This window comes from Saccharothrix carnea (assembly GCF_003014735.1).
GTDB lineage: Bacteria > Actinomycetota > Actinomycetes > Mycobacteriales > Pseudonocardiaceae > Actinosynnema > Actinosynnema carneum.
Window position 1 is genome coordinate 490,231 of the sequence record NZ_PYAX01000006.1, and the last position, 26,087, is coordinate 516,317.

Consider the following 26,087-nt stretch of genomic DNA (forward strand, 5'->3'; position numbering starts at 1 on the left):
TCCCCGTGGACCGGTCGCTCACAGCTCGTTCAGCCCGAAGGCCTTGAGCGCCTCGCGGTTGAACGCGGGCAGGTCGTCCGGCTTGCGGCTGGTCACCAGGGTCCAGCCGGCCACGGTGCAGACCCGGACCTCTTCGTCCGCCCAGTCGCCGCCCGCGTTGCGGATGTCGGTGGCCAGGCTCGGGAACGAGGTCAGCACCTTGCCCCGCACCACGTCGGCCTCGACCAGCAGCCACGGCCCGTGGCAGATCGCCGCGACCGGCTTGCCCGCGGCCACGTGCTGCTTGACGAACTTCACCGCGTCGCGGTCCATCCGCAGGAAGTCGGCGTTGGCCACCCCGCCGGGGATGACCACGGCGTCGTAGTCCATGGGGTCGGCGTGCGCGAACGGCACGTCCACGTCGAACTTGTCGGCCGGGGTCAGGTGGTCGTACCCCTGCACCTGTCCGAGCTTGGGCGCGAGCAGCCTCGGCACCGCACCGGCCTTCTCCACGTGCTGCCAGGGATCGGTCAACTCGACCTGTTCGATGCCCTCCGTGTCGACCAGGAAGGCGATCTTCTTCTGTTCGGCCATGCTGTTCGGCTACCCGCGCAGGAAGTCGAGCAACCACCCGCGGACCTCCGCGCGGTGGGTCGTCCACGACGGCACGAGCTCCAGCCTGCCGTTCGGGAACGCGGCGGCCACCTGCTTCGCCACGTCCTCGGGGTGCAGCGGGTCCTCGGTCGCCCCGATCACCAGCACCGGTGCCGTGACCCGGGCCAGCACCGCGCGGTCGGTGACCGCGACCTGGCCGGGCAGCTCGGCCAGCGCGCCGTCGAGCCGGGCGAACGCCCGCCGCCGTTCCGCCTGGTAGTCCGGCGGACCGCCGACCGCGGTGATCGCCTCTTCCCGGCCGAGCGGGCGCCGCGGCTCGTCCAGCACGGCGGGCAGCAGCAGGACGACCTGGTCGAACGCGTCGGGTTCGTCGGCGAGCAGGGCGAGCAGCGCGCCCGCCGTCAACGACACGCCGACGGCCCGGGTCGCACCGGTCTCCCGTGCGGCCTCACGCAGGTCGGCGGCTATGCGCCGGTAGTTCCAGTAGCCCTCGGGCGCGTCCGGCGCGTCGCCGTGGGAGGGGAGGGTGACCACCACTTTCGTGCCCGGCAGGCCGGACGTGGGCAGGCGGGCCTCACCGGGTGTCGCGCCCAGGCCGTGGCCGACGAGCGTGACGGGCGCGCCGGAGCCGAAGCTCCGGTGCGTCACCACCGCGGGCCGCGCTGGACCTCGATCAGTCGCGGCCGGACGTCGACCACGTACACCGTGACCGCGACCAGCCCGGCGAGCCAGAACATGCCGCCGGCGGAGAACGGGTGGAACAGCAGCAGCGCGAACGCGCCACCGCCGGTGATGCCGAGCCACGCGGGCTTGGTCATGCGCTCGGCCGCGGTGTAGGCGTCGGCCCGCTGCGAGAGCGCGTGCGCGAACGCGAACACGCCCGTGACCAGCGCGGCGTAGTAGGCCGCGAACATGACCCAGAGGTCCAGGTAGACGGGACTGAAGTCTGGGAACGGTGGCAACACATCTCCAGACTACGTGCGCGAAGCGGTCGCGGTACAGACGGAGCGGGGCGCCCCTGGTGGGACGCCCCGTCGCGGTCGGGTCACTTGGTGCTGTCGGTCGGCTTCTTCGCCGTGGTGGGGCGGGTGCCCGTGGTCTTCGCCGTGCCCGCGGGCTTCGTCGCGGTGACCGGCTTGGTGGCGGCGGGCTTGCGCGGCGCGGCCTTGCGGGTGGTGCCGCGCACCTCGGCGGCGACGTCACCGCCGATCTCGACCACGGTCTCGGCCAGCTTCTCGCTCGCGTCGTCCAGGTCGTCGGCGACCTTCTCGCCGACCGCGCGGGTGCGGCGGGAGACCTTGCCGAGCACGTCGTCGGCCAGCACGCGGGCGTCCGCGGCGGCGGCCTCGGTGCGCTTCTGCGCGGTCTCGACGGCCTCCTCGACCTGGTGCAGCGCCTTCTGCAGGCCCGGCTGGGTCTTCAGCTTCTCCAGCGCCTCCTCGCCGTGCTGGGCGAGGAACTGGTAGAGGTTCAGCGCGGACTGCGTGTAGGCGTCCACGACCTTGCGCAGCTCAGCCGGGTCGAGCTTGTCGCGCAGGTCCTTCTTCAGGTCCGCGGACTCGGCCGCGGTCTTCGCCGACTCGGCGCGCTCGCGGGCCTTGTTCAGCGCCTCGATGACGGCCTTGGCGGCCAGGTCACCGGCGCCCAGGGCGGCGAGCAGCGGGGTGCGGGCGGCGGCGACGGCCTGCTCGCCCGCCTTGCGCAGTTCCTCGGTGGTGGGCAGGTTCGGCATGGAGATCATTCCTCCGGCTTGTTCTGGTGGGCGGTCGGGCCACCGGCTGGACCGGCGGTCGTGTCCGCCTTGGCGGTTGTCTGGTTGCCGGCTCCGCCGGCGGTGTTCTCCCGCCGGAACGACTCGTAGACGTCGAGCAACACCTGTTTCTGCCGCTCGGTCAGGTCGGGGGCGGTGACGATGGCGTCCGCGAGAGCACCGCCCTCGCGCTGCTCCAGGATCCCGGCCTCGACGTACAGCGCCTCAGCCGAGATCCTCAACCCTTTGGCGATCTGCTGCAGGATTTCCGCGCTCGGCTTGCGCAGGCCGCGTTCGATCTGGCTCAGGTACGGGTTGGAGACCCCGGCGAGCTTGGCCAGCTGCCGCAACGAGATCTTCGCGGTGTTGCGCTGCTGGCGGATGTACTCGCCGATGTCGCGGCCGAGATCGGCCACCGCCTCGTCGATGGACTTGTCCAACTTCGCGGCACCTCCTCGATCCGATGTCGACGGTACGCGGAGGTGCTAGCTACTGCAAGCGCTCTGCTAGCGATCCGGACGTGTGCTCCCCCACAGGGCTACGGTGGACCTCGTGGACGTTGCGGCGAACCTGCGAGCGCGGCTGGTCGACTCGCTGCTGGTCGCCGACGTGCTGCGCGACCAGCGTTGGGCGGACGGGTTTCGCCAGGTCCCGCGGCACGTGTTCCTGCCGGGGTTCTTCGTCCAGCGGCCAGACGGCTCGTGGGAGCCGGTGACCGCCGAGCACCCGGACCACCTCGCGCTGGTCTACCGCAACGACGTCTGCGTGACCCAGCTCGACGGCGACGACCGGGCGTGGGAGCAAGCACTCTCGACCGGCGCCGTGACGGGAGTACCCACGAGTTCGTCGAGCATGCCGACGATCATGGCGATCATGCTGGAGGCCCTGGCCGTCGCGCCGGGCGACCGGGTGCTGGAGATCGGCACCGGCACCGGCTACAACGCGGCGCTGCTCTGCCACGCGCTCGGGGACGAGCGCGTGACCTCGATCGACGTCGACCCCGGTGTGCTGGTGCGCGCCGAGGCACGGCTGGCCGCCGCGGGCTACCACCCGACGTGCGTGGCGGGCGACGGCGAGCAGGGCTACGCGCCGCGGGCTCCGTACGACCGGGTCCTCGGCACGTGCGCCGTGTCCCGCATTCCCACGGCGTGGCTGGAGCAGACCGCGCCCGGCGGGCTGATCGTGACCACGTTCAACCGGGCCATCGGCGCCGGTCTGGTGCGGTTGACCGTGCGGGACGGGCAGGCGACCGGCCGCGTGCTGCTGGAGGACGGTCGGTTCATGCCGTTGCGCGCGCACCGGCAGGCGTGGGCGGACGAGGCGCTGCTGGAGGCGCTGACCGCGACGCCGACGACGTCGCGCACGACGCTGTTGTCCTCGCGCAGCGTGCTGGACCCGGCCAGTGCGTTCGAGTTCTTCGCCGGGCTGGCGCTGGCCGAGGTGGCGGTGGCGGCCGACCCGATCCGGCTCGTGCACCCGGACGGCTCGTGGGTGCGCCACCGCGGCGCCGTGGTCGACCAGGGCGGTCCCCGCGCGCTGTGGGACGTGGCCGAAGCCGCCCACCGGCAGTGGCGGGCGCTGGGCAGACCCCGCCGCCACCAGTTCACCTTCACCGCGGCGCCGACCGGGCAGCACTTCGCCCTGGACGACACCTCGCTGACCTGGCCACTCCCGTGAGTCGTACCTCCACGCCCCGCGTGTCCTGCGTTCGCGTCCCGCGTGTCCTGCGTTCAGAACGACCGTGTCCTACGTTCAGGACCCCCGAGTTCAACGCTCGGAACGCGTTCAGTCGAGCAGCTCCTCCAGGAAGCTGCGCTTGCGGCGCGGCGGGTAGCGCGGGTCGTAGTACCCAGGCGGGTACACCGGCGGTGGCGGCGCGACGGGCTGCGTGCCGGGTGGCGGCTGGTAAGGCGGCGGCGGGCCGACCTGCGTGCCGGGCGGCGGCTGGTAGGGCGGAGGCGGACCCGCGGCGGGCTCGGCCGGCGGCACGGGCGCGACGGGCGCGGGAGGCTGCCCACCCTCCACCGGCGCGGCACCGTCAGCCGGCAGCGTCCCCTCGACCGGCATGACCGCGGTCGGGTCGGCGGCAGCCACCGGAACGGGCACGGGTACCGGCACCGACGCGGGAACCGGCACGGGCATCGACACCGGCACGCCCTCCGGCCGGTACGGCTGCGCGTAATGCGCCCGCTCGGCGGCGATGATCTGCTCGAGCTCGCCGCCGTCCAGGAACACGCCCTTGCAGTTCTCGCACTGCTCGATGTGCACGGAACCACGGCTGATGGTCCGCATGAGGTCCTGGCATTTCGGACAGATCACGCCATCGAGGGTACGCAAACGACACGGGGGTGACCGCGTCACCACCATCCGTGATGGGTCCGTCATGATGCGGAGGTGTCCAGATTCCGCCAGCGGGCCGTGCTCGCCGTGTGCGTGCTGGCCGCCGTGCTCGCCGCGGCCGGCCTGTTCGTCACCGACTACGGCATCGACCCCGACCTGTGGCTGACCGGTCTCGCCCTCGGCTTCCTGGGGCTGCTCGCCGCGCTCGACCCGTGGCTGCACCGCAGGCGCGCCGCCGGCCTGGCCACCGACGACAACCTCGACGCCGCCGCGAGCGCCCTCGCCCGCGCCCTGCACGCCCAGTGGAACGAGGAGTGCCGCGCCCGCGGCCTGCACGACCACGTCCTGGACCTGCACTGGAGCGCCACGCGAGGCGAACCGGGGCACAGCGACGCGGTCGTCCGCGCGTTCCAGCGCAACCCGCGCATGGTGTTCCTCGGCGAACCCGGCGCGGGCAAGAGCACGACCGTGACGCTGCTCACGATCGGGCTGCTCGACCGCCTCGTGGACGGCCCGGTGCCGTTCCTGCTTCCGCTGTCCACGTGGAACCCGGAGGTGGAGGACGTCCGCACCTGGATGACCCGCCGGCTGTACGAGGACCACCCGGCGCTGCGCAACACCGAGCTGTACGGCAGCTACGCCGGTGACCTGCTGGTCGAACAGCGCCGGATCTTCCCGGTGCTCGACGGCCTGGACCAGATCCCGGCCGAACGGCGGGCCGATGCGCTCGACCGCATCAACCGCGCGTTCCCGGGCTCGCACCCGCTGGTGCTGACCTGCCGCACGGACGAGTTCGCCGAAACGGCGACCGAGGTGCCGAACGCGCAGGTCGTGGAGCTGCAGCCGGTGGACCTGGAGGAGGTCGCGGGCTACCTGCGGTCGGTGTCGAACCCGGTGACGGCGGCCCGCTGGGAACCGGTCTTCCTGCACCTGCGCGACGAGCCGGACGGACGGCTGGCCGACGCGCTGTCCACGCCGCTCGCGGTGTGGCTGGCGGGCGTGGTCTACGGGTACGGCGAGCCGAGCGAGCTGCTGGACCGGGGCCGGTTCCCCGACCGCGTCGCCATCGAGAACCACCTGGCGGACCTGCTGGTCACCGGCGCGTTCGGCGACCGGGGCGTGGCGCACCAGGCCCGGGCGAGCCAGGTCTGGCCGCGCGACAAGGCGGCGCGCTGGCTGACGTTCCTGGCCACCGAGATGCATCGCCGCGGCGTGCGCGAGCTGGGCTGGTGGGAGCTGCGCCGCTCGGTCGCCAACACGTGGCTGGCGCTGCTCGGCGCGCTCACGCTCGGGCTGATCGGCGGCTTCGGCGTGGCCTGGCTGATGGCCTACGCGAGCACGCCGAAGCTGGCACCGATCACCGGCCTGGCCGCCGGTGTCGCGGTGGCGGTCGCCGCGCTGTACGCGTCCGGGCACCGCGTGGTGAAACCCCGGCTCGGGGTGTGGCGCAGCCTCGTCGTGGTCAGCGGCGTGCTCGGCACGGCGGCGGGCCTGGTGTTCGGCGCCCTGTACGGGCTGTCCGCGGGCCTGGTCGTCGGCCTGGGCATCGCGGTGGCGGTGGCGCTGCGGTTCGGGTTGGCGAACAACGCCGAGCTGAGCCACCCGTCGAGTCCCAAGTGGACGATGGCACGGGACCGGATCGCGGTGTGGACCGGCTCGCTGGTGCTGGCCGTGGTGTTCGGCGCGGCGGCCGGGCTGGTGTTCGGGCCGACCCAGTCGGGCATGGTCGGGCTCGGCCTGGTGTGCGGGCTGATGCTCGGCTTCACGCTGTCCGTGCTGCACCTGCGCTGGTGGTGGTTCACCGTGGCGCGGATCTGGCTGGCGGCGCGCGGCAAGCTGCCGTGGGAGCTGATGGTGTTCCTGGACGACGCGCGCAAGCTGGGGGTGCTGCGGCAGGCGGGCGCCGCCTACCAGTTCCGGCACGCGCTGGTGCAGGACCGGCTGGCGGGCGACCGCCCGTCCCAGGTCAGGTCAGACGCCGAGCTTGCGTAGCCGCGAGATCGCCTCGTCCAGCACCTCGTCGCGCTTGCAGAACGCGAACCGCACCAGGTGCCGCCACTGGTCGGGGTGGTCGGTGAACACCTGCACCGGCACGCCCGCCACGCCGATCCGCTCGGGCAGCTCGCGGCACAGCTGCGCGCCATCGGTGAAGCCGAGCGGCCGGACGTCCGCGGTGATGAAGTAGGTGCCCTCGCTCGGCCGCACCGCGAACCCGGCGTCGGCCAGGCCTTCGGACAGCCGCGACCGCTTGTCCTGCAACGACGTGCGCAGGCCCTCGACCCAGTCCAGCTCGTGCCGCAGCGCGTGCGCGACGGCGGGCTGGAACGGCGCGCCGCCCACGAAGGTCAGGAACTGCTTGGCCGCCCGCACCGCGCCGATCAGCTCCGCCGGGCCGCACGCCCAGCCGATCTTCCAGCCCGTGCAGTTGAACGACTTGCCCGCGCCGGAGATGGTCACGGTCCGCTCGGCCATGCCGGGGAACGTGGCCAGCGGCACGTGCGCGAGCCCGTCGAACACCAGGTGCTCGTACACCTCGTCGGTGATCGCCACGAGGTCGTGCTCGACGCACAGCGCGGCGACGGCGGACAGCTCGACGTAGTTGAGCACGGTGCCGGTCGGGTTGTGCGGCGAGTTGAGCAGCAACGCCCTGGTGCGCGGGCCGATGGCGGCGCGCAGCGCGTCGACGTCCAGGCCGAGCCTGCCCGTGCCCGGCTCCTCGACCAGCCCCACCGTGCGGCGGGTCGCGCCGGCCAGCGCCACGGACGCCGCGTACGAGTCGTAGTAGGGCTCGATGAGCACGACCTCGTCACCGGGCTCGACCAGGGCCAGCAACGTGGCCGCGATGGCCTCGGTGGCGCCGACCGTCACCAGGACCTCGGTGTCGGGGTCGTAGTGCGTGCCGTAGCGGGCGCGGTGCTCGACGATCGCGTGGCGCAGCTCGGGCATGCCCGGCCCCGGCGGGTACTGGTTCAGCCCGGCGTCGATGGAGGCCTTGGCGACCTCCAGCATCCCGGCCGGGCCGTCGGTGTCCGGGAAGCCCTGCCCGAGGTTCACCGCCCCCGTCCGCGTGGCCAACGCCGTCATCTCGGCGAAGATCGTCGAGGTGAACGGCCTCATCCTGGGGACTAGCGCTGGTACCCGCACAACGCCGAATCTTCACGGACAATGGCGGCGTGGAGCAACTGACCCCCGCTGACCAGCTCAAGCGCCAGGGCCTGCGTCGGATGAAACTCGTGGCCACCGGCTTCTTCGTGGCCGCCACCGCGATCTTCCTGGTCGCCCTGCTGTTCGAGGACGGCGGCCCGGCGTGGGTCGGGTACGTCCGCGCGGCGGCCGAGGCGGGCATGGTCGGCGCGCTGGCCGACTGGTTCGCGGTGACCGCGCTGTTCCGCAGGCCGCTGGGCCTGCCGATCCCGCACACGGCGATCATCCCGACCCGCAAGGACAGCTTCGGCGACGCGCTGGGGTCGTTCGTCGGGACGAACTTCCTGTCCGAGGCAGTGGTGCGGGACAAGCTGCGCCGGGCGGGCATCGGGCGGCGGCTAGGCGAGTGGGTCGCGCAGCCCGAGCACGCCGAACGCGTGACGTCCGAGCTGGCCAACGTGGTGAAGGGCGCGGTGACCGTGCTGCGTGACGACGACGTGCAGGCCGTGGTCGAGCAGGCGCTGGTGCGGCGGTTGGTCGACCAGCCGTGGGGCCCGCCGCTGGGCAAGCTGCTCGGCCAGGTGCTCACCGATGGCGCGCACCACAAGCTCGTGGACCTGGTGTGCGACCGGGCGTACGACTGGGTGCGGGACAACTACGAGAAGGTCATGGGCGTGGTGTCGGACCGGGCGCCGTCGTGGTCGCCGAAGTTCGTCGACTCGCTGCTCGGCGACAAGGTCTACACCGAGCTGCTGAACTTCGCGTGGGCGGTGAAGACCGACGTCAACCACCCGATGCGGCTGGCGGTGGACCAGTTCCTGATCGAGTTCGCGGGTGACCTGCGCACGGACCCGGCGACCATGCAGCGGGCCGATCAGGTCAAGCAGCAGCTCGTGACGCACCCGGACGTGCAGCGGCTGATCGGGTCGGCGTGGGGCACGGCGAAGAAGATGCTGCTGGACGCGGCCGAGGACCCGTCGTCGGAGCTGCGCAAGCGGGTGCGCGAGGGGTTGATGACGTTCGGCCGCCGGATGGTGGACGACGAGTCGCTGCGCGCCAAGGTCGACGGGTGGCTCGAGGGCGCGGCGGGGTACGTGGTGACCAACTACCGCGACGAGATCACCACCTTGATCACCGACACGGTCGAGCGCTGGGACGCCGAGGAGACCTCGCGCAAGATCGAGCTGCAGGTCGGTCGGGACCTGCAGTTCATCCGCATCAACGGCACGGTCGTGGGCGCGCTCGCGGGTCTGGTGATCTACACCGTCGCCCAGCTGGTGACGTGACCTGAGCGTTGAACTCGGGTACGCGAACGTAGGACACGGTGGTCCTGAACGTGGGACACGCGCGGGGTGAACGTAGGACTCTCGCGCGAGTCGAACGTTCAGGTCCCGCGTGCCGAACGTTCCGGTACCCCGAGTTCCGCGTTCAGGTCACGCTCAGCGCGCGCCGTTCCCGCCAGTTGCGCGCCTTCTCCCGGTTGCCGCACGTCTGCATCGAGCACCAGGTGCGCGAGCGGTTGCGCGAGCGGTCGAAGAACGCCCACCGGCAGTCGTCCGCCTGGCAGATCTTGAACCGCTCCCACGACCCGAGCACGGCCAGCCGTGCCGCCGCGCCCAGCACCGCGCCGAGCGCGTCGGTGCTGGACATGGTGGGCACGCCGTGGCTGAGGTCGACGCGGATCAGGCCCGCGGCGGGGGTCGGATCGGGTCCGTCGTACCGTTCACCCAGCGAGGCGCGCAGCGCGGCGCGAACGGCGCGGACCTCGTCCGGGTCACCCGCTCGGCCCAGGCCGCGTTCGGTGACCCACGCGCGCCAAGCGGCGGCGCTGTCCAAGACGTCCGTGCCGAGTTCGAGGTCTCGGGTGTTCAGGAAAGCGAGCAGCAGCTCCACATCGTGTTCCGCATCGCCGGCTCGACCCTGCGTGAAAGCCGCGTGGTCCCAGCCGGCCGCCAGACCAGTCACCCCTCCACTGTAGGCGTCGAAGAGTCACGATGTGGCGAAGTAACCGTCGAACAACCTTCATCGGTTACTCCGACTGCCTGCTCGGCCAGCGGCCCCACTGCGCCGATCAGGCTATGAACCATGTGTATACATCGTGTGTATAGTCGCGGTCATGTCGATCGGACACACCCTGCTGGGCCTGCTCGAAAAGGGCCCGCGGCACGGATACGACCTGAAGAAGGCCTACGACGAGCGCTTCGGCCAGGACCGGCCGCTGCACTACGGGCAGGTCTACACGACGCTCTCCCGCTTGCTGCGCAACGGCCTGGTGGAAGAGGCGGGCGTCGAGGCGGGCGACGGTCCGGAGCGCAAGCGGTACGCGATCACGGACGCGGGCGTGACGGACGTGGAGCACTGGCTGGGCACGCCGGAGAAGCCCGAGCCCTACCTGCAGAACACGCTCTACGTGAAGGTCGTGCTGGCCCTGCTGTCCGGTCGCAGCGCGGACGAGGTGCTCGACGTCCAGCGCACCGCCCACCTGACCACGATGCGCGAGCTGACCAAGCGCAAGGCCGGCGGCGACCTCGCCGACCAGCTGATCTGCGACCACGCCCTGTTCCACCTGGAAGCCGACCTGCGCTGGCTGGAGCTCACCGCCGCGCGCCTCGGCCGGCTCAAGACGGCGGTGACCCGATGACCGGCGACCAGACCACCGGCGACCCGACCGACGACGCGCAGCCGGCGCGGCCCCTGCTGGAGGCCGTCGACCTGCACAAGTCGTTCGGCCCTACGCCCGCGTTGGACGGCGCGGGGCTCGGCGTGCGCGCGGGCGAGGTGGTGGCCGTGATGGGCCCGTCCGGCTCGGGCAAGTCCACCCTGCTGCACTGCCTGGCGGGCATCCTCACGCCCGACAGGGGCACGGTCCGCTACCGCGACGTGGAGCTCAGCGCGATGGGCGACGGCCAGCGCAGCGAGTTGCGGCGCACCGAGTTCGGGTTCGTGTTCCAGTTCGGCCAGCTGGTGCCCGAGCTGAGCTGCCTGGAGAACGTGGCGCTCCCCCTTCGGCTCGGCTCGGTCAAGCGCAAGCAGGCCGAGGCCCGGGCCCGCGAGTGGCTGGAGCGGCTGGAAGTCGCCGACGTCGCGGACAAGCGGCCCGGCGAGACGTCCGGCGGCCAGGGCCAGCGGGTGGCCGTCGCGCGCGCCCTGGTCACCGGACCGCGCGTGGTGTTCGCCGACGAGCCCACGGGCGCGCTCGACTCGCTCAACGGCGAACGCGTGATGCAGCTGCTGGTCACCGCGGCGAAGGAGACCAACGCGGCGGTGGTGCTGGTGACGCACGAGCCGCGGGTGGCGGCGTACTCCGACCGCGAGGTCGTGGTGCGCGACGGCCGGTCCCGCGAGATGGAGCCGGTCACGTGAGGCGGTGGGTCGCCGATCTCGCGCTGGGCGTCCGGCTGGCGCTGGGCGGCGGGCGCACGTCGTGGGTGCGGCTGGCGTTGACCGGCGCGGGCATCGGCATCGGGGTGGCCGTGCTGTTCGCGGCGGCGTCGATGACGAACGTGCTGGCCGAACGCGCCGAGCGGCAGGCCGCGGCCTCTCCCGTCACCGCCGGGTCGGCGTCGGGCGACGTGCTGTACTCGCGGTTCTGGAACACCGAGTACCGCGGCGAGTCGATCGTCGGCCGGTTCGTCAGGGCGGGCGGGCCGGGCGCGCCGGTGCCGCCGGGTGCGTCGAGGGTGCCCGGCGACGGCGAGATGTTCGCGTCGCCCGCGCTGGCGGAACTCCTGGCCTCACCGGAAGGCGAACTGCTGCGGGAGCGGTTCCCGCAGCGGGTCGTCGGCACGGTCGGCCAGGCCGGTCTGAACGCGCCGAGCGACCTGACGTTCTACATCGGTGACGCGAGCGTGGCGGAGGACGACGCCGACGCGATCACCGGTTACGGCGGCGAGGCGCAGGAACGCACGCTCGACCCGATGCTGACCCTGTTGGTCATCGTCGGCGTGGTCGCGCTGCTGTTCCCGGTGCTGGTGTTCGTCGGGATCAGCACCCGGTTGGCGGGCGCCGAACGGGACCGCAGGCTGGCGGCGTTGCGGCTGGTCGGCGCGGGCGCCCAACGGGTGCGCCGGATCGCGGCCGGTGAGGCGCTGCTCGGCGCGGTGGTCGGCCTGGCGGTCGGCGCGGCGGTGTTCTTCACCGCACGGCAGTTCGTGGAGTCAGTCCAGCTGCTGGGGCTGAGCGTGTTCGTCAGCGACCTCACGCCGGCGCCGGCGATGGCGGTGCTGATCGTGGTGCTGGTGCCGGTGATGGCGGTGGTGACGTCGGTGGTCGCGATGCGCCGCACGGTGGTCGAGCCGCTGGGCGTGGTGCGCCGGACCAAGCCGGTGCGCCGGGTGCTGTGGTGGCGCGTGGTGCCGATCGCGCTCGGCGCGGCGCTGCTGCTCACCCAGGCGGGCGGGTTCGGCGGCACGGAGATCATCGGGTCGACCGAGATCGTGATCGCCGGGGTCATCCTGCTGCTGCTGGGCATCCCGGTGCTGCTGCCGTGGGTCGTCGAACGGGCGGTGGGCCGGTTGCGCGGCGGTGCGCCGTCGTGGCAGTTGGCGATCCGCAGGCTGCAACTGGAGAGCGGCACGGCGGCGCGCGTGGTCGGCGGCGTGGCCGTGGTCCTGGCCGGCGGGATAGCCCTGCAGTCGGTGATGGCGAGCACGCAGAGCGCCGTCGTCGTCCGCCTGGCGCCGGACGCGGACCGGGGCCGGATCGTGGTCAACGTGGCCGACTCGGCGCCCGAGGTGACCGAGCAGGTCGTCGGCCTGGTGTCCAGGGCGGACGGCGTGACGCGGGCACACCCGTTGCGGAGCCTGGCGTTCAAGACGGGCCCGCGGGACTACCACTCCGCGACGGTCGGCACCTGCGAGGCGCTGCGGGCGCAGGCCGAGCTGCCGGACTGCCGCGACGGTGACGCGTTCTACCTCGAGAACCCGGCCGCCATGCGCAGCTCCGAGTTCGCGAAGGTCGAGGCGGGCCAACAGGTTTCGATGTTCGCCGACGACCAGGAGCAGGAACCGAGTCTGAAGTGGACGGTGCCCGCGTTCACCGACGTCCGGGTGCCCGAAGGCATGACCAGCCACCGGTCGGGCCTGCTGCTCACGCCTTCCGTGGTCGAGGACCTGCCGGTGGTCGGCGAAGCCAGCGTGCACGTGGTGGTCGACCGCGATCGGCCTGACGTCGGCGAGCACGTCCGCAACGCCGTGGCACCGCTGACCTGGCGCACCATCGTCTCGTACTTCGGCGAAGTCGACCCGTCCGAACGGGTGCAGGAGTTCGAGAGCATCCGGCAGGCACTGCTGGCGGGCTCGCTGATCACGCTGCTGCTGGCCGGTGCCAGCCTGCTGGTGCTGGCGCTGGAACAGGTCCGCGAACGCAGGCGGCCCCTGGCCGTGCTGGCGGCGAGCGGTGTGCCGCGCGGCGCGCTCGGCCGGTCCCTGCTCTGGCAGAACGCCGTGCCGCTGCTCCTGGCGATGGTCGTGGCCATCGGCGTGGGCGGTGCCCTGGCGGTCCTGCTGCTGAGGATCATCTCCCGGCCGATCGTGCTCGACTGGCCCGGGATCGCGGTGCTCAGCGGCGCCGCCGCCCTGATGGTCGTGATCGTGACCCTGCTGTCGCTGCCGTCCCTGCGACGGGCCACCGGCGCCCTGGGGCTGCGTTCCGAGTAGGCCGAAGTCGGCGTCGTCGCCCCGAGTCCGGGGCGGCGACGCCAACCAGTTGGCACACCGAAGCCACGTTCCACCGCCCCGAGACGTCTGAACAGATGTGACCCCACTCCCACACCACACCGACCACGTCGCCCGCCAGGGCGGCCGGAGCGCGCCGGGCGTGCTCCGATGAGGTGGGCCGCCGACCTGGTCCTCGGCATCCGGCTGGCTGTCGGGGGCAGCCGGACGTCCTGGGCCAGGTTGGCGCTCACCGCCGCCGGCGTGGGCCTCGGCGTCACGGTCCTGCTGCTGGCCGCCTCGATCGGCCCCGCGCGTGAGGCGAAGTCCCACCGCGTGCAGGCCGCGTCCCTCGACTCCACGACGGCGGGCGCCACCCTCAAAGCCCGCCACGTCAGCGTGTCCTGGCAAGGACGCCTCATCACCGGGGTGGAACTGGCCGCCACCGCGCCCGACGCGCCCGCGCCGCCCGGCGTCGGCCGCATCCCCGGTCCGGGCGAACTGGTCGTCTCACCCGAGCTGCTCGACCTGATGCGCACCGAGGACTCGGTCCGCGCACGCTTCCCGGAGAGCGTCATCGGCGTGATCGCCGACGCGGGACTGCCCCGGCCCAAGTCGCTGATCTTCTACGCGGGCCTGCCCGACGCGCACCACGACAGCGCCCACCCGGCCGCCGGGTTCGGCAGCGACCTGACACCGGCCACCCTGCTGCCGATCTACCGGCTGCTGATGGTCGCCGCGATCAGCGCGCTGCTCGTGCCGCTGGGCATCTTCGTCCTGGTCGCCACCCGCCTCGGCGCGACCGGCCGGGAACAGCGCCTGGCCGCGATCCGGCTGGTCGGCGCGTCACGCACCCAGCTCCGCTGGATCGCCAGCGGCGAGACGTTGACCGGAGCGGTGCTCGGGCTGCTCGTCGGCGTGGCGCTGTTCTTCGCGGCACGGCCGCTGGCCCGGTTCATCGAGGTCGAGGGCGTCGGCTTCTTCCCGACCGACCTGCTGCCCGACCCGCTGCTCGGCGCCCTGATCGCGGTGGGCGTGCCGGTGGTGGCCGTCGTGTCGGCGCTGCTGGCCCTGCGCACGGAGGACGTCGGTCCACTCGGCCTGTCCCGGGCCGTCGAACTGCCCCGGTACCGGGCGTGGTGGCGGTTCGGGCTCATCGGCGCGGGCGCGGCGCTGATCGTGGTGATCTCCGCGGCCAGCAACTACTGGCAGGTGATGGCCGACGCGCGCCTGGCGGTCGGGCTCGGCATCGGCATCGCGCTCGTCCTCGCCGGCACGGGCGCGGTGCTGCCGTGGCTGGTCGGCCAGGTCGCCCACCGCGTCGAACCGGAAGGCGTCGCGCCGCTGCTCGCCCTGCGCACCTTGCGCTTCGACGCGGGCGCGCCGCGCGTGCTGTCCGGGGTCGTGGTGGTGCTGACCGGCTCGCTGACGTTGCAGGTGCTGCTCGGCGTGGCGGCCCAGTTCACCGCCGCGCCACCGTCCGACACACCCGACCGCTGGGTGCTCGACCTGCCCCAGCACACCTCCGTGCGGACGTTGGAGGAGGCGATCGCCCTGGTCGGGGGCGTGCGACAGGTCAGCGAGGTCCGCGTGCACGCCTCCAAGGCCGCCATCGTCACCAGCACCGACTGCGTCGAGATCGCCGACCGCCTCGACGTCTCCGACTGCACCAACGGCTCCGCCTACCTGGTCGGCTCGGGACCGGCGCCGGGCACCAAGCTGACCGTCGACGGGCGCGAGTGGGTCGTGCCGCCGTACCGGACGGTGACCGGCGAGCTGTACGGGCTGGTGGTCGCGGGAGGCGGCGATCCGGTGCTGGCCTCGTTGCCGCCCACCGAACTGGTCGTGCGGGGTGACCCGGACGAGTCGTTCGGCGACCGCCTGCTCGCCGCCACCGGCCGGGCCGACCGCGGCGTCACGCTGCGCCGGCAGTTCGAGGTCGGCCAGGTCGAGTTGTTCGCGTCCCTGCGCAGCGGCGTCATCGGCGGATCGGTGCTGCTCACCCTGCTGGCCGTGATCGGGCTCGCGGCGGCGGCCGTGGACCAGGTCCACGAACGCCGTCGCCCCACCGCGGTGCTGGCCGCGAACGGCGTGCCGCCGAGGGTGCTCGCGGTGTCCGCGCTGTGGCAGTCGGCGATCCCGACCGCGCTCGGCATCGGGCTGGCCATCCCGGTCGGCCTCGGCACGGCGTGGCTCGTCGCGCCCGCCGGGCGGTTCCGGGTCGACTGGACCGAGATCGCCACCACGGTCGCCTCGGCGGCGGTCGTCGTGCTCGTGGTGTCGCTGTGCACGCTGCCCGCACTGCGCTCGGCGATCCGCCCGGCGGTGCTGAGAACGGAGTAGCGACGCACGGCCGCGAGCGCCGGTTCCCCCGACCACACCATCGTGCGGCAGCGGTATCCCCAGGTCAGACCCGGTGCTCTCAAGGAGCATGCAAGATCGGGACAACACAGAGCTGCTCATCCTCGCCGGCCGCGGTGACGCCGCCGCGTGGCACGAGATCGTCCGCCGGTACGTGCGCCTGGTCTGGGCGGTGCCGCGTTCGCACCGGCTGAGCCCGGACGACGCGGCCGACGTCTGCCAGGCCACCTGGCTGGCGCTGGCCGAGAACCTGTCCCGGATCCGGCGGCCCGATCGGCTGGGCGCGTGGCTGGTGACCACGACCCGGCGCGAGACGCTGACCGTGCTGCGGCTGCGCGGCCGGGAGGTGCCGCGGGAGGTGTGGGAGGCGGCCGGCGACGAGCCGACCCCGGAGGAGGCGGCGCTGGCGCGTGACGCCGGGCTGTGGCGGGCCTACGCGACGTTGACCGACCGCTGCCGGGAGATCCTGCGGCTGGCCGCGTTCGCGCCGGAGCTGTCGTTCACGCAGGTCGCGGAGGCGGTCGGCGTGCCGGTGAACAGCCTGGGCGCCACCCGCGGCCGGTGCCTGTCGGTGCTGCGCCGGCGGCTCGGGCTGGGAGGTGACCGATGACCGTCTTCGTGTCGTGCACCGATCGTGAACTGCTCGACGCCCTCGCGCGGGTGATCGACGTCCTCGACCCGGCGCCGGAAGCCGTTGCCGTGCGGGCTCGGTCGGCGTTCGGCGAGCGCACCGGCGCGGCCTGCCTGCGGTTGCTGTCCGACTCGGTCCGCGTCGACCCGTCCGGTGGCCCGCGGAGGGTGGCGTTCACCGGCCTCGACCTGCGGCTCGAGCTGGTCGTCGGTGGGTGGGACGTGACCGGGGTGGCGCGGGTCGGGACCGTTGTCGGGGCGCGGTGGCCCGGAGGCGGGGTGACGGCGGCGGTCGACGAAGTCGGTCGCTTCCGGCTCGGTCGGGTGCCGTCCGGGCCGGTCTGGTTCGTGCTGCGGTGCGCGGGCCGTGAGCACGCCACGCCGTGGTTCGTCGCATGATGCCGCGTGATCGGATCCTGCGACTGGAGCGGGAGATCCAGGTGCTGTCGCGGTCGGCCGCGGTGGGGCGGCCGGCCGTTCCGCTCAACGACGTCGTGGACGCGTTGGGCGACCGGGCGTTGCTGGTGTTCATCAGCCACCGGGGGCGGCTGGTCGGCGTGTCCGTCGTCGGCGGGCGGGTCAGGTCGCACGACTTCGGCGAGGCGCGGGCCGTCGCGCGGCACGTCCGTTCGCTGTCCTCCGCCGCGCCGCGCGTGGCCGAGCTGGACCGCTCGCTGCGGCCGGCCGGTGACCGCCCGCTGGTCGTGGTGCCGAGCCCGGAGCTGGCGCGGATGCCGTGGGCCGCGCTGCCCTCGGCCCGCGGGCGGGCGGTCTCGGTGGCCCCATCGGTGAGTTGCTGGTTCCGGGCGGACACCCGGCCGCTGGCGCTGACCGACCGGCTGTGGGTGGCCGGGCCGTCGCTGCCGCGTGCGTGCCGTGAGGTCGAGGCGTTGCGGTCGGTGCACGGCGGTCGGATTTGTTCGACGGTGGACGAGGCGTTGCGGGAATTGGCGCATGCGGATGTCGTGCACTTCGCGGCGGGTGGCGTGCGGCAAGACGAATTGTTTTCGTATCTGCAATTGGGCGACGGGCCGTTGCACGGGCACGATCTCGACGGTTTGCCGCGCGTACCTTCGGTGGCAGTGCTCTCGGCGGGTCATTCGGGGCTGGCGCGGATCTTGTTGCGGCGCGGCGCCCGGGTCGTGGTGGAGTGCGTTCGGCCGATGCCGGACGACCGGGTGGTGGAACTCGTGGTCCACCTGCACGCTAACCTGGCGGAGCCCGCGCAAGCGCTTGCGGATGCCCAGGCCAGGCGCGGCGACCTGGGCTTCGTCTGCCTGGGGTCGGGATGACTGTGCGCATTCTTTGGTCCGATCGAGGGACGCCCGGAAAGGTGAACGGCACCGTTGGCGGCAAAGCCGCCGGTCAGACGTCCACACCGGACGCGACGCGGGCGTCCACACCGGACATTTCCCGCCATCACACCTTCAGGTGGACACGACGGACTGTGTTCAAAGGACGGTGTGACGACACGGACAGCCGCACCGCACCGCCCTTCCGAGTGGGTTCGCGCGGAGAACGTTCGAAAATGCGGTTCCCAGTGCTAGACATAGCAGAACGTCGACCTCGAACGGTCCGTCCCGTTCGCCTCACCCGGAACGGTGGTGATCCACGGTGTCAACTCCCTTCGCGGCACGCCGCGGCGGATCACCGCTGCTCCGGGTACTCGCCGTCGGTGGTTTCGCGGCGGCGGCGTGGTTCCTGTGCGCCGGAGTGGCGACAGCGGAGGAAGACCACTCGGACGAGGCAGCGAAGACGCACGACGTGGTGAACGTGGCGCTCGACGGGCAGCAGGCGGTGGACACCGGGCTGCTGCTCGCCGAGACCGTGCCGCAGCAGTCCGCGCCGTTCGCCTCCGTCACGCTCGAACCTCAGCCGTTCGAGTCGGCTCAGTCGTTCGAGTCATCGTCGATCGCCGGGGTCGAGACGTCGGTGGTCGAGTTCGCCGGCGCCGACGTGCTCGACCACCGGCTGCCGGCGGTCGTGGCCGAGCCGGAGGCCGACCGCGACCCGTCCGACTCCGACATGTCCTCGGACACCGGTGGCTACAGCTACTCCGGCTACCCCACCTACACCGGCGGCCACAGCTCGTCGGGCGGCTACTCCAACGGCTACAGCCACTCGGGCACGGTGTCGAACACCATGCCCGCGCCGCTGTACGAGGCGAAGGTGGCCGCGAAGATCGCCGCCCGTGCGGCGGCCGTCGAGGCGGGGACGCCCGAGTCGCCGCCGGCCCCCGTGTCCGAACCGGCCCGCGTGACCGCGCTGCCGTTCGCGCCGAGCACCGAGCCGTCACCGGACGCCACCCGGGTCGCACCGGACACCGACGTGGTCTGGCAGGCGCCGGAGCCGAGCGCTCCCGCACCGACGCCGAAGCAGGCGCCCGCTCCCAGCGCGCCGACTGCGTCCTCGGGCAGCGCGTCCGATGGCGGCGGCGGGCACCGGGGCGGCGTGATCGCGTCGCTCACCGGTCAGGCGGACCTGAAGCCTTCGGCCGCGTGGTCGGTCGAGCGGTGGGACGACGGCAGGTCTCCGGGCAGTGTGCCCGGGCTGCCGAGCACGTCACCGGATTGACGTCAGACGGGACCCGTGTGCCCTGAGCACGCGTGACCACCACCGTCTGACCAGCTCATTTCGCACCTTCACGCATTTCGCGCACGCCAAATCAGGCTTCCCGTCCTGCCAACCGCGCCCTGGCAGGAACGGGCGAGGTCCCATCGCCGCGCTGCCCCCGCGAGCTTTGGGACCGCACGGGAACCTGCGGCAGGGGACGCCAATCCCTGGAGCGTCCCCGCCGCAGGTCCACGAACCGCCGTCGGGCTCCGGCTCAACGAGGGGCTGCGCCGGACCCGACGCCGGGAAACACGATCGGGTGATCATCGCCCCAAAATGTACGGAAACACTGTTACCACCCCTCGGTTAAAACATGAGGAGCCCGCCAACCACCCCCCCACATCCACAACCCACCGCCAGCCGCCAGCAACCTCCCGCCACCACCAACCCACCACCTGCCGCTCGCCCCACCGACCGCCGCCTGCCACTCGCCGCCGCTGCCACTCGCCCCACCGCCACCACCCGCCGGTCGCTAGCCAGCACGCGACACCAGCTGGTCCGGACCGCCACCCACTCGCCGCCGCCTGGACGCGAGCCGCAGCCATCCGATCGCGGACCGCCCTCACAGGCCCCCGCCCGGTCGCGAGCCGCCACGCGCTGGCCGCCGCCCGCCAGCCGCCGCCCAGCTGCGAGTCGCCGGCCACACCCCGTCGAGCCGTCACCGGCACCGGCACCGGCGGCCAGCTGGCGGCGAGGCAGGAGCCGCCCGCACGCGAGGCAGCGCGGCGGCACGGTCGTGAGGCGGCCGGCACCGGGGCACGGGCGGTTGGTCAGGCGACCGGAACGGTGAGATCCGCGTCGGTCGGCATGGCGGGTCCCGTGACGGACGCGGCGACGAGGCCAAGGCGGCGCACGGCGTCGCGGAGGACGTCCGGCGGTTGGACGAACGGCAGGCGCAGCCAGCGTTCGAAGCCGCCGTGGGCGCCGAAGCGGGAGCCCGGTGCCAGGCGGATGCCGTGGTTCTGGGCCACGACGGCGATGCGGGTGCTCACCGGTGCGTCCAGCTCGCACCACACGCTGAGCCCGCCCTGAGGTCGGCGGAAGCGCCAGGTCGGGCAGTGTTCGCGCAGGCCCTCCAGCAGCACGTCGCGCTGGGCCGCCAGTTGGGCACGCCGTTCGCGCAGCCCGGGTTCGGGGTCGGCCAACAGTTCAGCCAGCACCAGCTGCTCGACCACCGCGGAACCCAGGTCGAGCGCGGTGCGGGTGGAGATCAGGCGGTGGACGATTTCGGCGGACGCGCGGATCCAGCCGATCCGCAGGCCGCCCCAATGCGACTTGCTGGCCGAGCCCAGGGTCACGACCAGGTCGTCGGCGAACGTCGCCATCGGCGGCGGGCCGTCCAGCGGGTCGCCGTCCAGGTCCAGTTCGACGACGGTCTCGTCCACCACCAACGGGGTGCGGGCGCGGCGGGCGGTGTCGGCCAGTTCGGCGCGGCCCTCGGCGTCCAGCCGGTGCGCGGTGGGGTTGTGGAAGTCGACCACGACGTAGGCCATGCGCGGTGCGGCTTGGCGCAGGGCGGCGGCGATTCCGGGCAGGTCCCAGCCGGTGTCGGTCATGCCGACCGGTACCGGGATCGCGGAGACCGCCTTGATCGCGTCCAGCGCGTTCGGGTAGCTCGGCTGCTCCACCAGCACGCGGTCACCCGGACCGGTGAACAAGCGCAGCGCCAGCGCCAGCGCGTGCTGCGCGCCGCTGGTCACCACGATCTGGTCCGGTGACGTCGGCAGCCCCCGCGCGGTGTACCGGTCGGCGATGCGCGCGCGCAGCTCGGGCACGCCGTGCTCGTAGTACCCGTGGTCGGCCAGGTGATCCGGCAGGTACCGCCTGACCTGGTCGAACGCCGCCAGCACACCGGGCAGCGCGGGAGGCGCGGCACGGGCGAAGTCGACCATGCTGTGCCCCACCAGCGGGGTGTCCGGCACGACGCCCAACGTGCCGGTCGGCAGGCTGATCCACGACCCCGCGCCACGGCGGCTCGCGACCAACCCCTCCGACCGCAGCTGGTCCAACGCCGCCGTGATCATGGTGCGGCTCACCGGCAGCACCTCGGCCAGCTCCCGCTCCGCGGGCAGCCGCGTACCGGCGGGCAACCGGCCGTCCAGCACCAGCATCCGGATCGCCGCGGCGAGGTCGGCCGAGCCGTGACGTGCGCCACGGCGCCGCCACTCGCCGAGCAATCGGGCCAGGCTGAAGCCGGATATACGTCCACCTGGTGGGACGTCGGAGTTCATAAGGCCAATTATTGCCAATTGGATCTGGAATGCAAGGCCAATCGGCACGAAGGATGGCCACATGCTCGCCGCACTCACCCAGGTCCCGATCACCGTCTCGCCCGTTCGCCGCGTCCCGCAGCTCCTCGCGGGCCTGTGGCTCTACGGGGCGAGCATGGCGCTCCAGATCCGCGCCACCCTGGGCCTGGACCCGTGGGACGTGCTGCACGAGGGCCTGACCAAGATCACCGGTTTGTCGTTCGGCCTGATCACCGCGCTCGTCGGCGCGGTGGTCCTGCTCTGCTGGATCCCGCTCAAGCAGAAGCCCGGCGTCGGCACGGTCAGCAACGTGGTGGTCATCGGCGTCGCCGTCGACGTCACGCTCGCGCTCCTGCCGATCCCGACCGACCTGCTGCCGCGCATCCTCTTCCTGGCCGGCGGCATCGTGCTGAACGGCCTGGCCGCCGCCGTCTACATCGGTGCCCGCCTCGGCCCCGGTCCGCGCGACGGCCTGACGACCGGGTTCTGCGCGCGGACCGGGACCTCGTTGCGCCTGGTGCGCACGGTGGTCGAGGTGGTGGTGCTGGCGGTCGGCTGGGTGCTCGGCGGCACGATCGGCATCGGCACCGTCCTCTACGCCGTCACCATCGGCCCGCTGACCCAGGCGTTCCTCCCCCTGGTCACCTGGGTGCGCGAGCGACCCGCTTCCTGACCTCCGTGTAGCTCACGCCGCGCGCCTCCAGCACCTCGGCCACGAGCCCGCGTTCCGCCAGCAGCGCCAGCACCATGTGCTCCTCGCGGAGCGTGCCGTGGCCGAGGTCGCGTGCTTCGACCAGGCTGCGCTCCAACGTCTTCTTCGCCGCCGCCGTGAACGGCAGGTGGTTGCCGAAGAACCGCCGTCGTCGACGGGTGGGTGAACCGGCCAGCGCGCCTTCGCCGTGCGTGCGCTCGACGGACGCCACGATCTGGTCGACGTCGATGCCGAGTCGCCGCAGCGCCTCGGTGTCGGCGTCGCTGAGCCCGCCCTTGCGCCGAGCGGCGGCGAACGCCTCGACCACCTCGTCACGGGCCAGCCCGAACTCGGCCAGCACCGGTGCGTCGAGCAGCGCCAACGCCAGGTGCTCGGGCCCGATCTCGGGCGCGTCGAGGCGTTCGGCCTGCACGACGGCCTCGTGGACGGCTTGGCGGGCGGCCCTGGTGAACCGTTCCCCGATCATCGGTGTCCCCCGTGCTTCTTGTGGACGGCCTGCCGGGTGACCCCGAGTTCGGCCGCGATCTCCTGCCATGACCAGCCGCGGGCGCGGGCGTTGCGCACCTGCACGGCTTCGAGTGTTTCCAGTAGTCGGCGCAGCGCGCTCACGGCTCGCAGCCCGACCCTGGGGTCCTGGTCGCCCGCCGCCGAGGCGAGCTCGGTCGCTTCCGTCATGCCGTCAACCTTGGTTGACAATCACGGGCTTGTCAACCCAGGTTGACGCACTAGGCTCGGTGGCGATGCCGGAGATCACCACCGCCGAACGGGCCGGAGTGGGCCGTGACGGCCTGCCGCGCCCCACCGAGGACCGCGTCGTCCGACTGCCGAACGCCGTGGTCCTGCTGGACGGCGCCACCTCGCCGACCCCGCGGGAACGCGACGGCGGCTGGCACTCGCGCCACCTGGCCGAGCAGCTGACCCACCTCGACGGCGACCTGGCCGACGACCTCGCCGCAGCCATCGCCCGCTTGGCCGCCGAACACGAGCTGACCTCGGGGAACTCGCCGTCCAGCACGGTCGCGATCACGCGCTGGACCGACGCGGACGTCGACGTGCTGGTGCTCGCGGACAGCCCGGTCGTGGTGTTCACCGACACGGGGGTGGAGGTCGTCGCCGACCACCGCCTGCGCGACCTGCGGGGCCGGGTCGACCGGATCACGGACTGGCGCAACGTCGAGGGCGGCTGGTGGGTGGCCGAGGCGGACCCGGCCGCCGCGCACCGGGCCGTCCGGGCGAGCTGGCCGCGTGACCGGGTCCGGGCGGTGCTCATGGCGACCGACGGCGTGTCCTGCGGCGTGGACGACTACGGCTTGTTCGCCGACTGGCAAAGCGTGTTGGACATCACGTCGGAAAAAGGCCCGGAAGCGGTGCTGGACGAGATCCGCGCGGCCGAGGAGGGTGACGCGGATCGCACGAAGTGGCGCCGCCCGAAAGTGCACGACGATCAAGCGCTGGCGGTCATCCGATTCACCGCCGGGAAATGAGAAAAGCCCCTCGCGGTAAGCGGAGGGGCTTTCTCGTAACGGTCTGGTGGCCAGGGGCGGGGTCGAACCGCCGACCTACCGCTTTTCAGGCGGTCGCTCGTACCAACTGAGCTACCTGGCCAGGTAGCGGCCCGACCAACCGGCCGAACAGCCTTGCGACCCAGACGGGACTCGAACCCGCGACCTTCGCCGTGACAGGGCGACGCGCTAACCAACTGCGCCACTGGGCCTTGCTCACTTCTGCCTAACTGTACCGCGTGCCCCCAACGGGATTCGAACCCGCGCTACCGCCTTGAAAGGGCGGGGTCCTAGGCCGCTAGACGATGGGGACCCAGTTCCTCCGGCAGCCCTTGGGCCACCTTCTTTCCCAGGCCCTCCACGCTGTCCGGTGGAAGCATCGTAAGCATAGGGCACGAGGGTCCACACCTCCAAAACGGGGGTGCCACACGTTGTTGACCTGCGATTCCACCCCCGTTCGCGGCGGTTCACCCGTGCTTCCGAGTCACCGCGAGAGCTACCGGAGCCGTCCACCCGCGCAACGGGAGCCGTCCACCCGCGCGGACGGCCCCTCCGGGACGAGGTGTCCCGGAGGGGCCGCGACCTTCGGATGTCCTTACCGCTGCACCGGCGGCACGCCCCCGTCCTCACCCGGTGACAGCCCGAGCATGTCGAGCAGCAACCGGCAGTCCTCGGCACTGGTGGCACCGCGCGCCACCGACAGCCGAGCCCGGTGCACCTGCTCGTCCGAGATCCGCGACGGCTCACCGGTTCGCTGGGCAGGCACCCCACCGCCGCCCGGCCTGGACATCGTGTCGTCCTGGTTCCACAGGAACTGACGCACTTCAAGGGACCCGCTCATGACGCCTCCCCGACTTGAGGTTGGCGCGAGGCTAAGCGAGCCCATCGAACCGCCGCAGCCCCCCGGAGAGTGATTCAGGGGCGACGGAGCGTCACTTTCCGTGTAGGCCACTTGGTGTCAAGCGTCGCGTGATGTGCTTGTCGCGAACGAGGAGGGTGCAAGCCATGACCGAACCGGTACCGGGGCAGACGCCGGAACCAGCGGCAGCGGACGACGCCACCGCGCCACCACCACCGGCCCGCGAGCCCGAAACGGCCGAGCCGGGAACCACCGGGCCCGCGACGCCCGAGCTCCAGACGCCCGAGACCACCGAGTCCGCGACGCCCGACCCCGGGACGCCCGACTTCGGGACGTCCGGCTCCGGGGCGACGGCGGGTGACACCACCGGGGCCGGACCGGCGGTGGACCCGCAGGAGCTGTTCGGCAGCCTGTCGCTGTCCGCGATCGAGGCGGACATCGACCGGTTGATGAGCGACAAGATGAGCCAGCTCGACGGGATGCTCGCCGGCCTGGAGGAACTGGTGCAGAAGCTGGAGGGCGAGATCACCAACCTCGAACAGCCGCCCGACGAGGCCGATACCCCCAAGGGGTAGCACCCGGGCGCGGCCCACGGGTGAAAGCGGGCCGGGCACAGGGTTCCCGCCATCGACTACCTGAAGATTTCGGGCCAACCCACTCCCCAGGCCCACGTGCGCGTGCAACAATCCGAATTGCTGACACACCCCCGGTCAGCGCCTGTGGAGATCCCCTCCGGCCCCCGCGTTCCTCCCCCTGGCGCGGGGGCCTCTCCACGCACACATCTGTGACCCAGGCCACAGTTCGCCCGGGTTCGCAATCCAACCGTTATCGTGTCGGCCGTGCCTCTTGGATCCCTTGGACGGTCGAAGTCAGGCCGGCATCGCCCGCCCGCGAACGAGCAGGAAGACGTCCTCCCCGACGAGGAGCTGCAGTCGTACCTGGCGGCCCTCGCCCCGGAGACGGACGCGGAGACGACCGCCGGTACCAGCTTCGGCAACGCGCAGGTCTACCAGCTCCGCCTCCAGCTGATGGCGAACGAGCAGCTGAAGGAGATGGCCGCCGAGCGGCAGACGTCACCCCAGGCGCTGGCCACCGAATGGGTCATGCAGCGACTGGAGTGGGAAGCCCGCCAGCGCGGCTACTAGCACCCCGAAACGCCCCGGCTCCCGAAAGCCGGGCCCGAACCCGAACCGCGAACAGGCCCTCGACCATCCCGGTCGGGGGCCTGCCGCGTGTCACCGCGAAGACGGGAGTTTCCGCCTGAGAGCGATCAGACCTTGCGCACGTTCTGGGCCTGCGGCCCCTTGGTGCCCTGGCCGATCTCGAACTCGACCCGCTGGTTCTCCTCCAGGGTGCGGAATCCCTGGCCCTGGATCTCCGAGTAGTGCACGAAGACGTCCGGTCCGCCGTTCTCCTGGGCGATGAAGCCGAAGCCCTTCTCGGAGTTGAACCACTTGACAGTGCCCAGTGCCATGTACCTGCCTCCATCGCAGGAAAGCTTGGGGCTGCACCGTGCAGCCCCGGCCGTCCCGGGGCGTTTCCCCCACCTCTGGGGTGGGGACGGCACGCCCGCGTGTCGTTCCGCGAGCGTGAGACACGAACACAGAAACCACGGCCTGCGTGGCTGAGCGTATCGGTTGGTGACGCCCAGCACTACCTCCCCGAAGTCACAAGTCCAC

Annotated in this window: 28 protein-coding genes and 3 tRNA genes; 15 read left to right on the forward strand and 16 right to left on the reverse strand. The window is 72.3% G+C overall.

Annotated features, from left to right (window positions below):
* Window positions 1–18: 18 nt before the first annotated feature.
* The 5 genes from B0I31_RS20525 to B0I31_RS20545 form a co-directional block, all read right to left on the reverse strand.
* The gene (locus B0I31_RS20525; protein ID WP_106616956.1) at window positions 19–573 is read right to left on the reverse strand and encodes a type 1 glutamine amidotransferase domain-containing protein; all 555 of its coding nucleotides are present in this window, start codon (window positions 571–573) and stop codon (window positions 19–21) included.
* 9 nt (window positions 574–582) lie between these two features.
* Complete coding sequence (locus B0I31_RS20530) at window positions 583–1,242, reverse strand: alpha/beta fold hydrolase (protein ID WP_106617075.1); 660 nt, start codon at window positions 1,240–1,242, stop codon at window positions 583–585.
* Window positions 1,239–1,523, reverse strand: a complete 285-nt coding sequence (locus B0I31_RS20535; protein ID WP_274534283.1) for a DUF2516 family protein — start codon at window positions 1,521–1,523, stop codon at window positions 1,239–1,241. Before B0I31_RS20535 ends, B0I31_RS20530 begins: the two co-directional genes overlap by 4 nt.
* 116 nt (window positions 1,524–1,639) lie before the next feature.
* A complete protein-coding gene (locus B0I31_RS20540; RefSeq protein ID WP_106617076.1) occupies window positions 1,640–2,326 on the reverse strand; it encodes a hypothetical protein in 687 nt (228 codons plus the stop codon).
* 5 nt (window positions 2,327–2,331) lie between these two features.
* Window positions 2,332–2,784 carry a helix-turn-helix domain-containing protein gene (locus B0I31_RS20545; RefSeq protein ID WP_245950118.1) on the reverse strand — a complete coding sequence of 151 codons (453 nt, stop codon included), beginning with the start codon at window positions 2,782–2,784 and terminating at the stop codon, window positions 2,332–2,334.
* A 112-nt stretch (window positions 2,785–2,896) separates the two neighbouring features.
* On the opposite strand from B0I31_RS20545, the gene B0I31_RS20550 reads away from it, so the two are divergent.
* Window positions 2,897–4,021 (forward strand): methyltransferase domain-containing protein, encoded by a 1,125-nt coding sequence (locus B0I31_RS20550; protein ID WP_245950120.1) that lies wholly within the window; start codon window positions 2,897–2,899, stop codon window positions 4,019–4,021.
* 108 nt (window positions 4,022–4,129) lie between these two features.
* Here B0I31_RS20550 and B0I31_RS42940 read toward each other — a convergent pair whose 3' ends face one another.
* A complete protein-coding gene (locus tag B0I31_RS42940; RefSeq protein WP_106616958.1) occupies window positions 4,130–4,663 on the reverse strand; it encodes a zf-TFIIB domain-containing protein in 534 nt (177 codons plus the stop codon).
* Between the two features lie 75 nt (window positions 4,664–4,738).
* Here B0I31_RS42940 and B0I31_RS20560 point away from each other — a divergent pair, with 75 nt between their 5' ends.
* A complete protein-coding gene (locus tag B0I31_RS20560) occupies window positions 4,739–6,676 on the forward strand; it encodes an NACHT domain-containing protein (protein ID WP_106616959.1) in 1,938 nt (645 codons plus the stop codon).
* On the opposite strand, the gene B0I31_RS20565 is transcribed toward B0I31_RS20560, so the two are convergent.
* The gene (locus B0I31_RS20565) at window positions 6,656–7,828 is read right to left on the reverse strand and encodes a pyridoxal phosphate-dependent aminotransferase (protein WP_106616960.1); all 1,173 of its coding nucleotides are present in this window, start codon (window positions 7,826–7,828) and stop codon (window positions 6,656–6,658) included. The genes B0I31_RS20560 and B0I31_RS20565 overlap by 21 nt on opposite strands.
* Window positions 7,829–7,857: 29 nt before the next feature.
* Between B0I31_RS20565 and B0I31_RS20570 the strand changes: the two genes are divergently transcribed.
* Window positions 7,858–9,114 carry a DUF445 domain-containing protein gene (locus B0I31_RS20570; protein WP_425444379.1) on the forward strand — a complete coding sequence of 419 codons (1,257 nt, stop codon included), beginning with the start codon at window positions 7,858–7,860 and terminating at the stop codon, window positions 9,112–9,114.
* Between the two features lie 142 nt (window positions 9,115–9,256).
* On the opposite strand, the gene B0I31_RS20575 is transcribed toward B0I31_RS20570, so the two are convergent.
* The gene (locus tag B0I31_RS20575; protein ID WP_083667837.1) at window positions 9,257–9,793 is read right to left on the reverse strand and encodes a CGNR zinc finger domain-containing protein; all 537 of its coding nucleotides are present in this window, start codon (window positions 9,791–9,793) and stop codon (window positions 9,257–9,259) included.
* A 151-nt stretch (window positions 9,794–9,944) separates the two neighbouring features.
* On the opposite strand from B0I31_RS20575, the gene B0I31_RS20580 reads away from it, so the two are divergent.
* The 8 genes from B0I31_RS20580 (at window position 9,945) to B0I31_RS20615 (ending at window position 19,047) form a co-directional block, all read left to right on the forward strand.
* Window positions 9,945–10,469: a PadR family transcriptional regulator gene (locus tag B0I31_RS20580; RefSeq protein ID WP_106616961.1), complete on the forward strand. Its 525-nt coding sequence runs from the start codon at window positions 9,945–9,947 to the stop codon at window positions 10,467–10,469.
* Window positions 10,466–11,191 carry an ABC transporter ATP-binding protein gene (locus tag B0I31_RS20585; protein ID WP_106616962.1) on the forward strand — a complete coding sequence of 242 codons (726 nt, stop codon included), beginning with the start codon at window positions 10,466–10,468 and terminating at the stop codon, window positions 11,189–11,191. The genes B0I31_RS20580 and B0I31_RS20585 overlap by 4 nt, the downstream gene beginning before the upstream one ends.
* The gene (locus tag B0I31_RS20590) at window positions 11,188–13,485 is read left to right on the forward strand and encodes an FtsX-like permease family protein (RefSeq protein ID WP_106616963.1); all 2,298 of its coding nucleotides are present in this window, start codon (window positions 11,188–11,190) and stop codon (window positions 13,483–13,485) included. Before B0I31_RS20585 ends, B0I31_RS20590 begins: the two co-directional genes overlap by 4 nt.
* Before the next feature lie 168 nt (window positions 13,486–13,653).
* Window positions 13,654–15,825, forward strand: coding sequence for an FtsX-like permease family protein (locus B0I31_RS20595; RefSeq protein ID WP_106616964.1), 2,172 nt, complete (start codon window positions 13,654–13,656; stop codon window positions 15,823–15,825).
* 88 nt (window positions 15,826–15,913) lie between these two features.
* Window positions 15,914–16,453 (forward strand): RNA polymerase sigma factor, encoded by a 540-nt coding sequence (locus B0I31_RS20600; protein WP_106616965.1) that lies wholly within the window; start codon window positions 15,914–15,916, stop codon window positions 16,451–16,453.
* Window positions 16,450–16,872, forward strand: coding sequence for a hypothetical protein (locus B0I31_RS20605; RefSeq protein ID WP_106616966.1), 423 nt, complete (start codon window positions 16,450–16,452; stop codon window positions 16,870–16,872). The genes B0I31_RS20600 and B0I31_RS20605 overlap by 4 nt, the downstream gene beginning before the upstream one ends.
* Complete coding sequence (locus B0I31_RS20610) at window positions 16,869–17,765, forward strand: CHAT domain-containing protein (RefSeq protein ID WP_106616967.1); 897 nt, start codon at window positions 16,869–16,871, stop codon at window positions 17,763–17,765. Before B0I31_RS20605 ends, B0I31_RS20610 begins: the two co-directional genes overlap by 4 nt.
* 322 nt (window positions 17,766–18,087) lie before the next feature.
* The gene (locus tag B0I31_RS20615; RefSeq protein ID WP_146173897.1) at window positions 18,088–19,047 is read left to right on the forward strand and encodes a hypothetical protein; all 960 of its coding nucleotides are present in this window, start codon (window positions 18,088–18,090) and stop codon (window positions 19,045–19,047) included.
* 809 nt (window positions 19,048–19,856) lie between these two features.
* On the opposite strand, the gene yczR is transcribed toward B0I31_RS20615, so the two are convergent.
* Window positions 19,857–21,317 (reverse strand): MocR-like transcription factor YczR, encoded by a 1,461-nt coding sequence (yczR, locus tag B0I31_RS20620; protein WP_106616969.1) that lies wholly within the window; start codon window positions 21,315–21,317, stop codon window positions 19,857–19,859.
* A gap of 61 nt (window positions 21,318–21,378) precedes the next feature.
* Between yczR and yczE the strand changes: the two genes are divergently transcribed.
* The gene (gene yczE / locus B0I31_RS40710) at window positions 21,379–22,008 is read left to right on the forward strand and encodes a membrane protein YczE (protein ID WP_181320255.1); all 630 of its coding nucleotides are present in this window, start codon (window positions 21,379–21,381) and stop codon (window positions 22,006–22,008) included.
* Here yczE and B0I31_RS20630 read toward each other — a convergent pair.
* Complete coding sequence (locus B0I31_RS20630; RefSeq protein ID WP_106616970.1) at window positions 21,977–22,513, reverse strand: Clp protease N-terminal domain-containing protein; 537 nt, start codon at window positions 22,511–22,513, stop codon at window positions 21,977–21,979. The genes yczE and B0I31_RS20630 overlap by 32 nt on opposite strands.
* On the reverse strand, window positions 22,510–22,722 hold the full coding sequence (locus B0I31_RS20635) for a helix-turn-helix domain-containing protein (RefSeq protein ID WP_106616971.1): 213 nt from the start codon (window positions 22,720–22,722) through the stop codon (window positions 22,510–22,512). Before B0I31_RS20635 ends, B0I31_RS20630 begins: the two co-directional genes overlap by 4 nt.
* 65 nt (window positions 22,723–22,787) lie before the next feature.
* Between B0I31_RS20635 and B0I31_RS20640 the strand changes: the two genes are divergently transcribed.
* On the forward strand, window positions 22,788–23,531 hold the full coding sequence (locus B0I31_RS20640; RefSeq protein ID WP_106616972.1) for a protein phosphatase 2C domain-containing protein: 744 nt from the start codon (window positions 22,788–22,790) through the stop codon (window positions 23,529–23,531).
* Window positions 23,532–23,575: 44 nt separating this feature from the next.
* Here B0I31_RS20640 and B0I31_RS20645 read toward each other — a convergent pair.
* The 4 genes from B0I31_RS20645 to B0I31_RS20660 form a co-directional block, all read right to left on the reverse strand.
* A tRNA-Phe gene (locus B0I31_RS20645) sits at window positions 23,576–23,652 on the reverse strand.
* Window positions 23,653–23,687: 35 nt separating this feature from the next.
* Window positions 23,688–23,761 (reverse strand) — tRNA-Asp (locus B0I31_RS20650).
* Between the two features lie 28 nt (window positions 23,762–23,789).
* Window positions 23,790–23,862, reverse strand: a tRNA-Glu gene (locus B0I31_RS20655).
* Between the two features lie 282 nt (window positions 23,863–24,144).
* Window positions 24,145–24,390, reverse strand: a complete 246-nt coding sequence (locus B0I31_RS20660; RefSeq protein WP_073886083.1) for a hypothetical protein — start codon at window positions 24,388–24,390, stop codon at window positions 24,145–24,147.
* Between the two features lie 164 nt (window positions 24,391–24,554).
* Between B0I31_RS20660 and B0I31_RS20665 the strand changes: the two genes are divergently transcribed.
* Entirely contained in the window at window positions 24,555–24,983 is a 429-nt protein-coding gene (locus B0I31_RS20665) for a hypothetical protein (protein ID WP_106616973.1), read from the forward strand.
* Between the two features lie 264 nt (window positions 24,984–25,247).
* A complete protein-coding gene (locus B0I31_RS20670; protein WP_106616974.1) occupies window positions 25,248–25,553 on the forward strand; it encodes a hypothetical protein in 306 nt (101 codons plus the stop codon).
* Window positions 25,554–25,678: 125 nt separating this feature from the next.
* Here B0I31_RS20670 and B0I31_RS20675 read toward each other — a convergent pair whose 3' ends face one another.
* Window positions 25,679–25,882 carry a cold-shock protein gene (locus B0I31_RS20675; protein ID WP_015105489.1) on the reverse strand — a complete coding sequence of 68 codons (204 nt, stop codon included), beginning with the start codon at window positions 25,880–25,882 and terminating at the stop codon, window positions 25,679–25,681.
* Window positions 25,883–26,087 lie beyond the last annotated feature (205 nt).

Excerpts from the sequence above, each read along its gene's own strand:
- B0I31_RS20600 (WP_106616965.1), top strand. The coding sequence starts at position 15,914 with ATGCAAGATCGGGACAACACAGAGCTGCTCATCCTCGCCGGCCGCGGT.
- B0I31_RS20635 (WP_106616971.1), bottom strand. The coding sequence starts at position 22,722 with ATGACGGAAGCGACCGAGCTCGCCTCGGCGGCGGGCGACCAGGACCCC.
- B0I31_RS20525 (WP_106616956.1), bottom strand. The coding sequence starts at position 573 with ATGGCCGAACAGAAGAAGATCGCCTTCCTGGTCGACACGGAGGGCATC.
- B0I31_RS20605 (WP_106616966.1), top strand. The coding sequence starts at position 16,450 with ATGACCGTCTTCGTGTCGTGCACCGATCGTGAACTGCTCGACGCCCTC.
- B0I31_RS20595 (WP_106616964.1), top strand. The coding sequence starts at position 13,654 with ATGAGGTGGGCCGCCGACCTGGTCCTCGGCATCCGGCTGGCTGTCGGG.
- yczR (WP_106616969.1), bottom strand. The coding sequence starts at position 21,317 with ATGAACTCCGACGTCCCACCAGGTGGACGTATATCCGGCTTCAGCCTG.
- yczE (WP_181320255.1), top strand. The coding sequence starts at position 21,379 with ATGCTCGCCGCACTCACCCAGGTCCCGATCACCGTCTCGCCCGTTCGC.
- B0I31_RS20610 (WP_106616967.1), top strand. The coding sequence starts at position 16,869 with ATGATGCCGCGTGATCGGATCCTGCGACTGGAGCGGGAGATCCAGGTG.
- B0I31_RS20640 (WP_106616972.1), top strand. The coding sequence starts at position 22,788 with ATGCCGGAGATCACCACCGCCGAACGGGCCGGAGTGGGCCGTGACGGC.
- B0I31_RS20665 (WP_106616973.1), top strand. The coding sequence starts at position 24,555 with ATGACCGAACCGGTACCGGGGCAGACGCCGGAACCAGCGGCAGCGGAC.
- B0I31_RS20585 (WP_106616962.1), top strand. The coding sequence starts at position 10,466 with ATGACCGGCGACCAGACCACCGGCGACCCGACCGACGACGCGCAGCCG.
- B0I31_RS20540 (WP_106617076.1), bottom strand. The coding sequence starts at position 2,326 with ATGCCGAACCTGCCCACCACCGAGGAACTGCGCAAGGCGGGCGAGCAG.
- B0I31_RS20660 (WP_073886083.1), bottom strand. The coding sequence starts at position 24,390 with ATGAGCGGGTCCCTTGAAGTGCGTCAGTTCCTGTGGAACCAGGACGAC.
- B0I31_RS20675 (WP_015105489.1), bottom strand. The coding sequence starts at position 25,882 with ATGGCACTGGGCACTGTCAAGTGGTTCAACTCCGAGAAGGGCTTCGGC.
- B0I31_RS20630 (WP_106616970.1), bottom strand. The coding sequence starts at position 22,513 with ATGATCGGGGAACGGTTCACCAGGGCCGCCCGCCAAGCCGTCCACGAG.
- B0I31_RS20580 (WP_106616961.1), top strand. The coding sequence starts at position 9,945 with ATGTCGATCGGACACACCCTGCTGGGCCTGCTCGAAAAGGGCCCGCGG.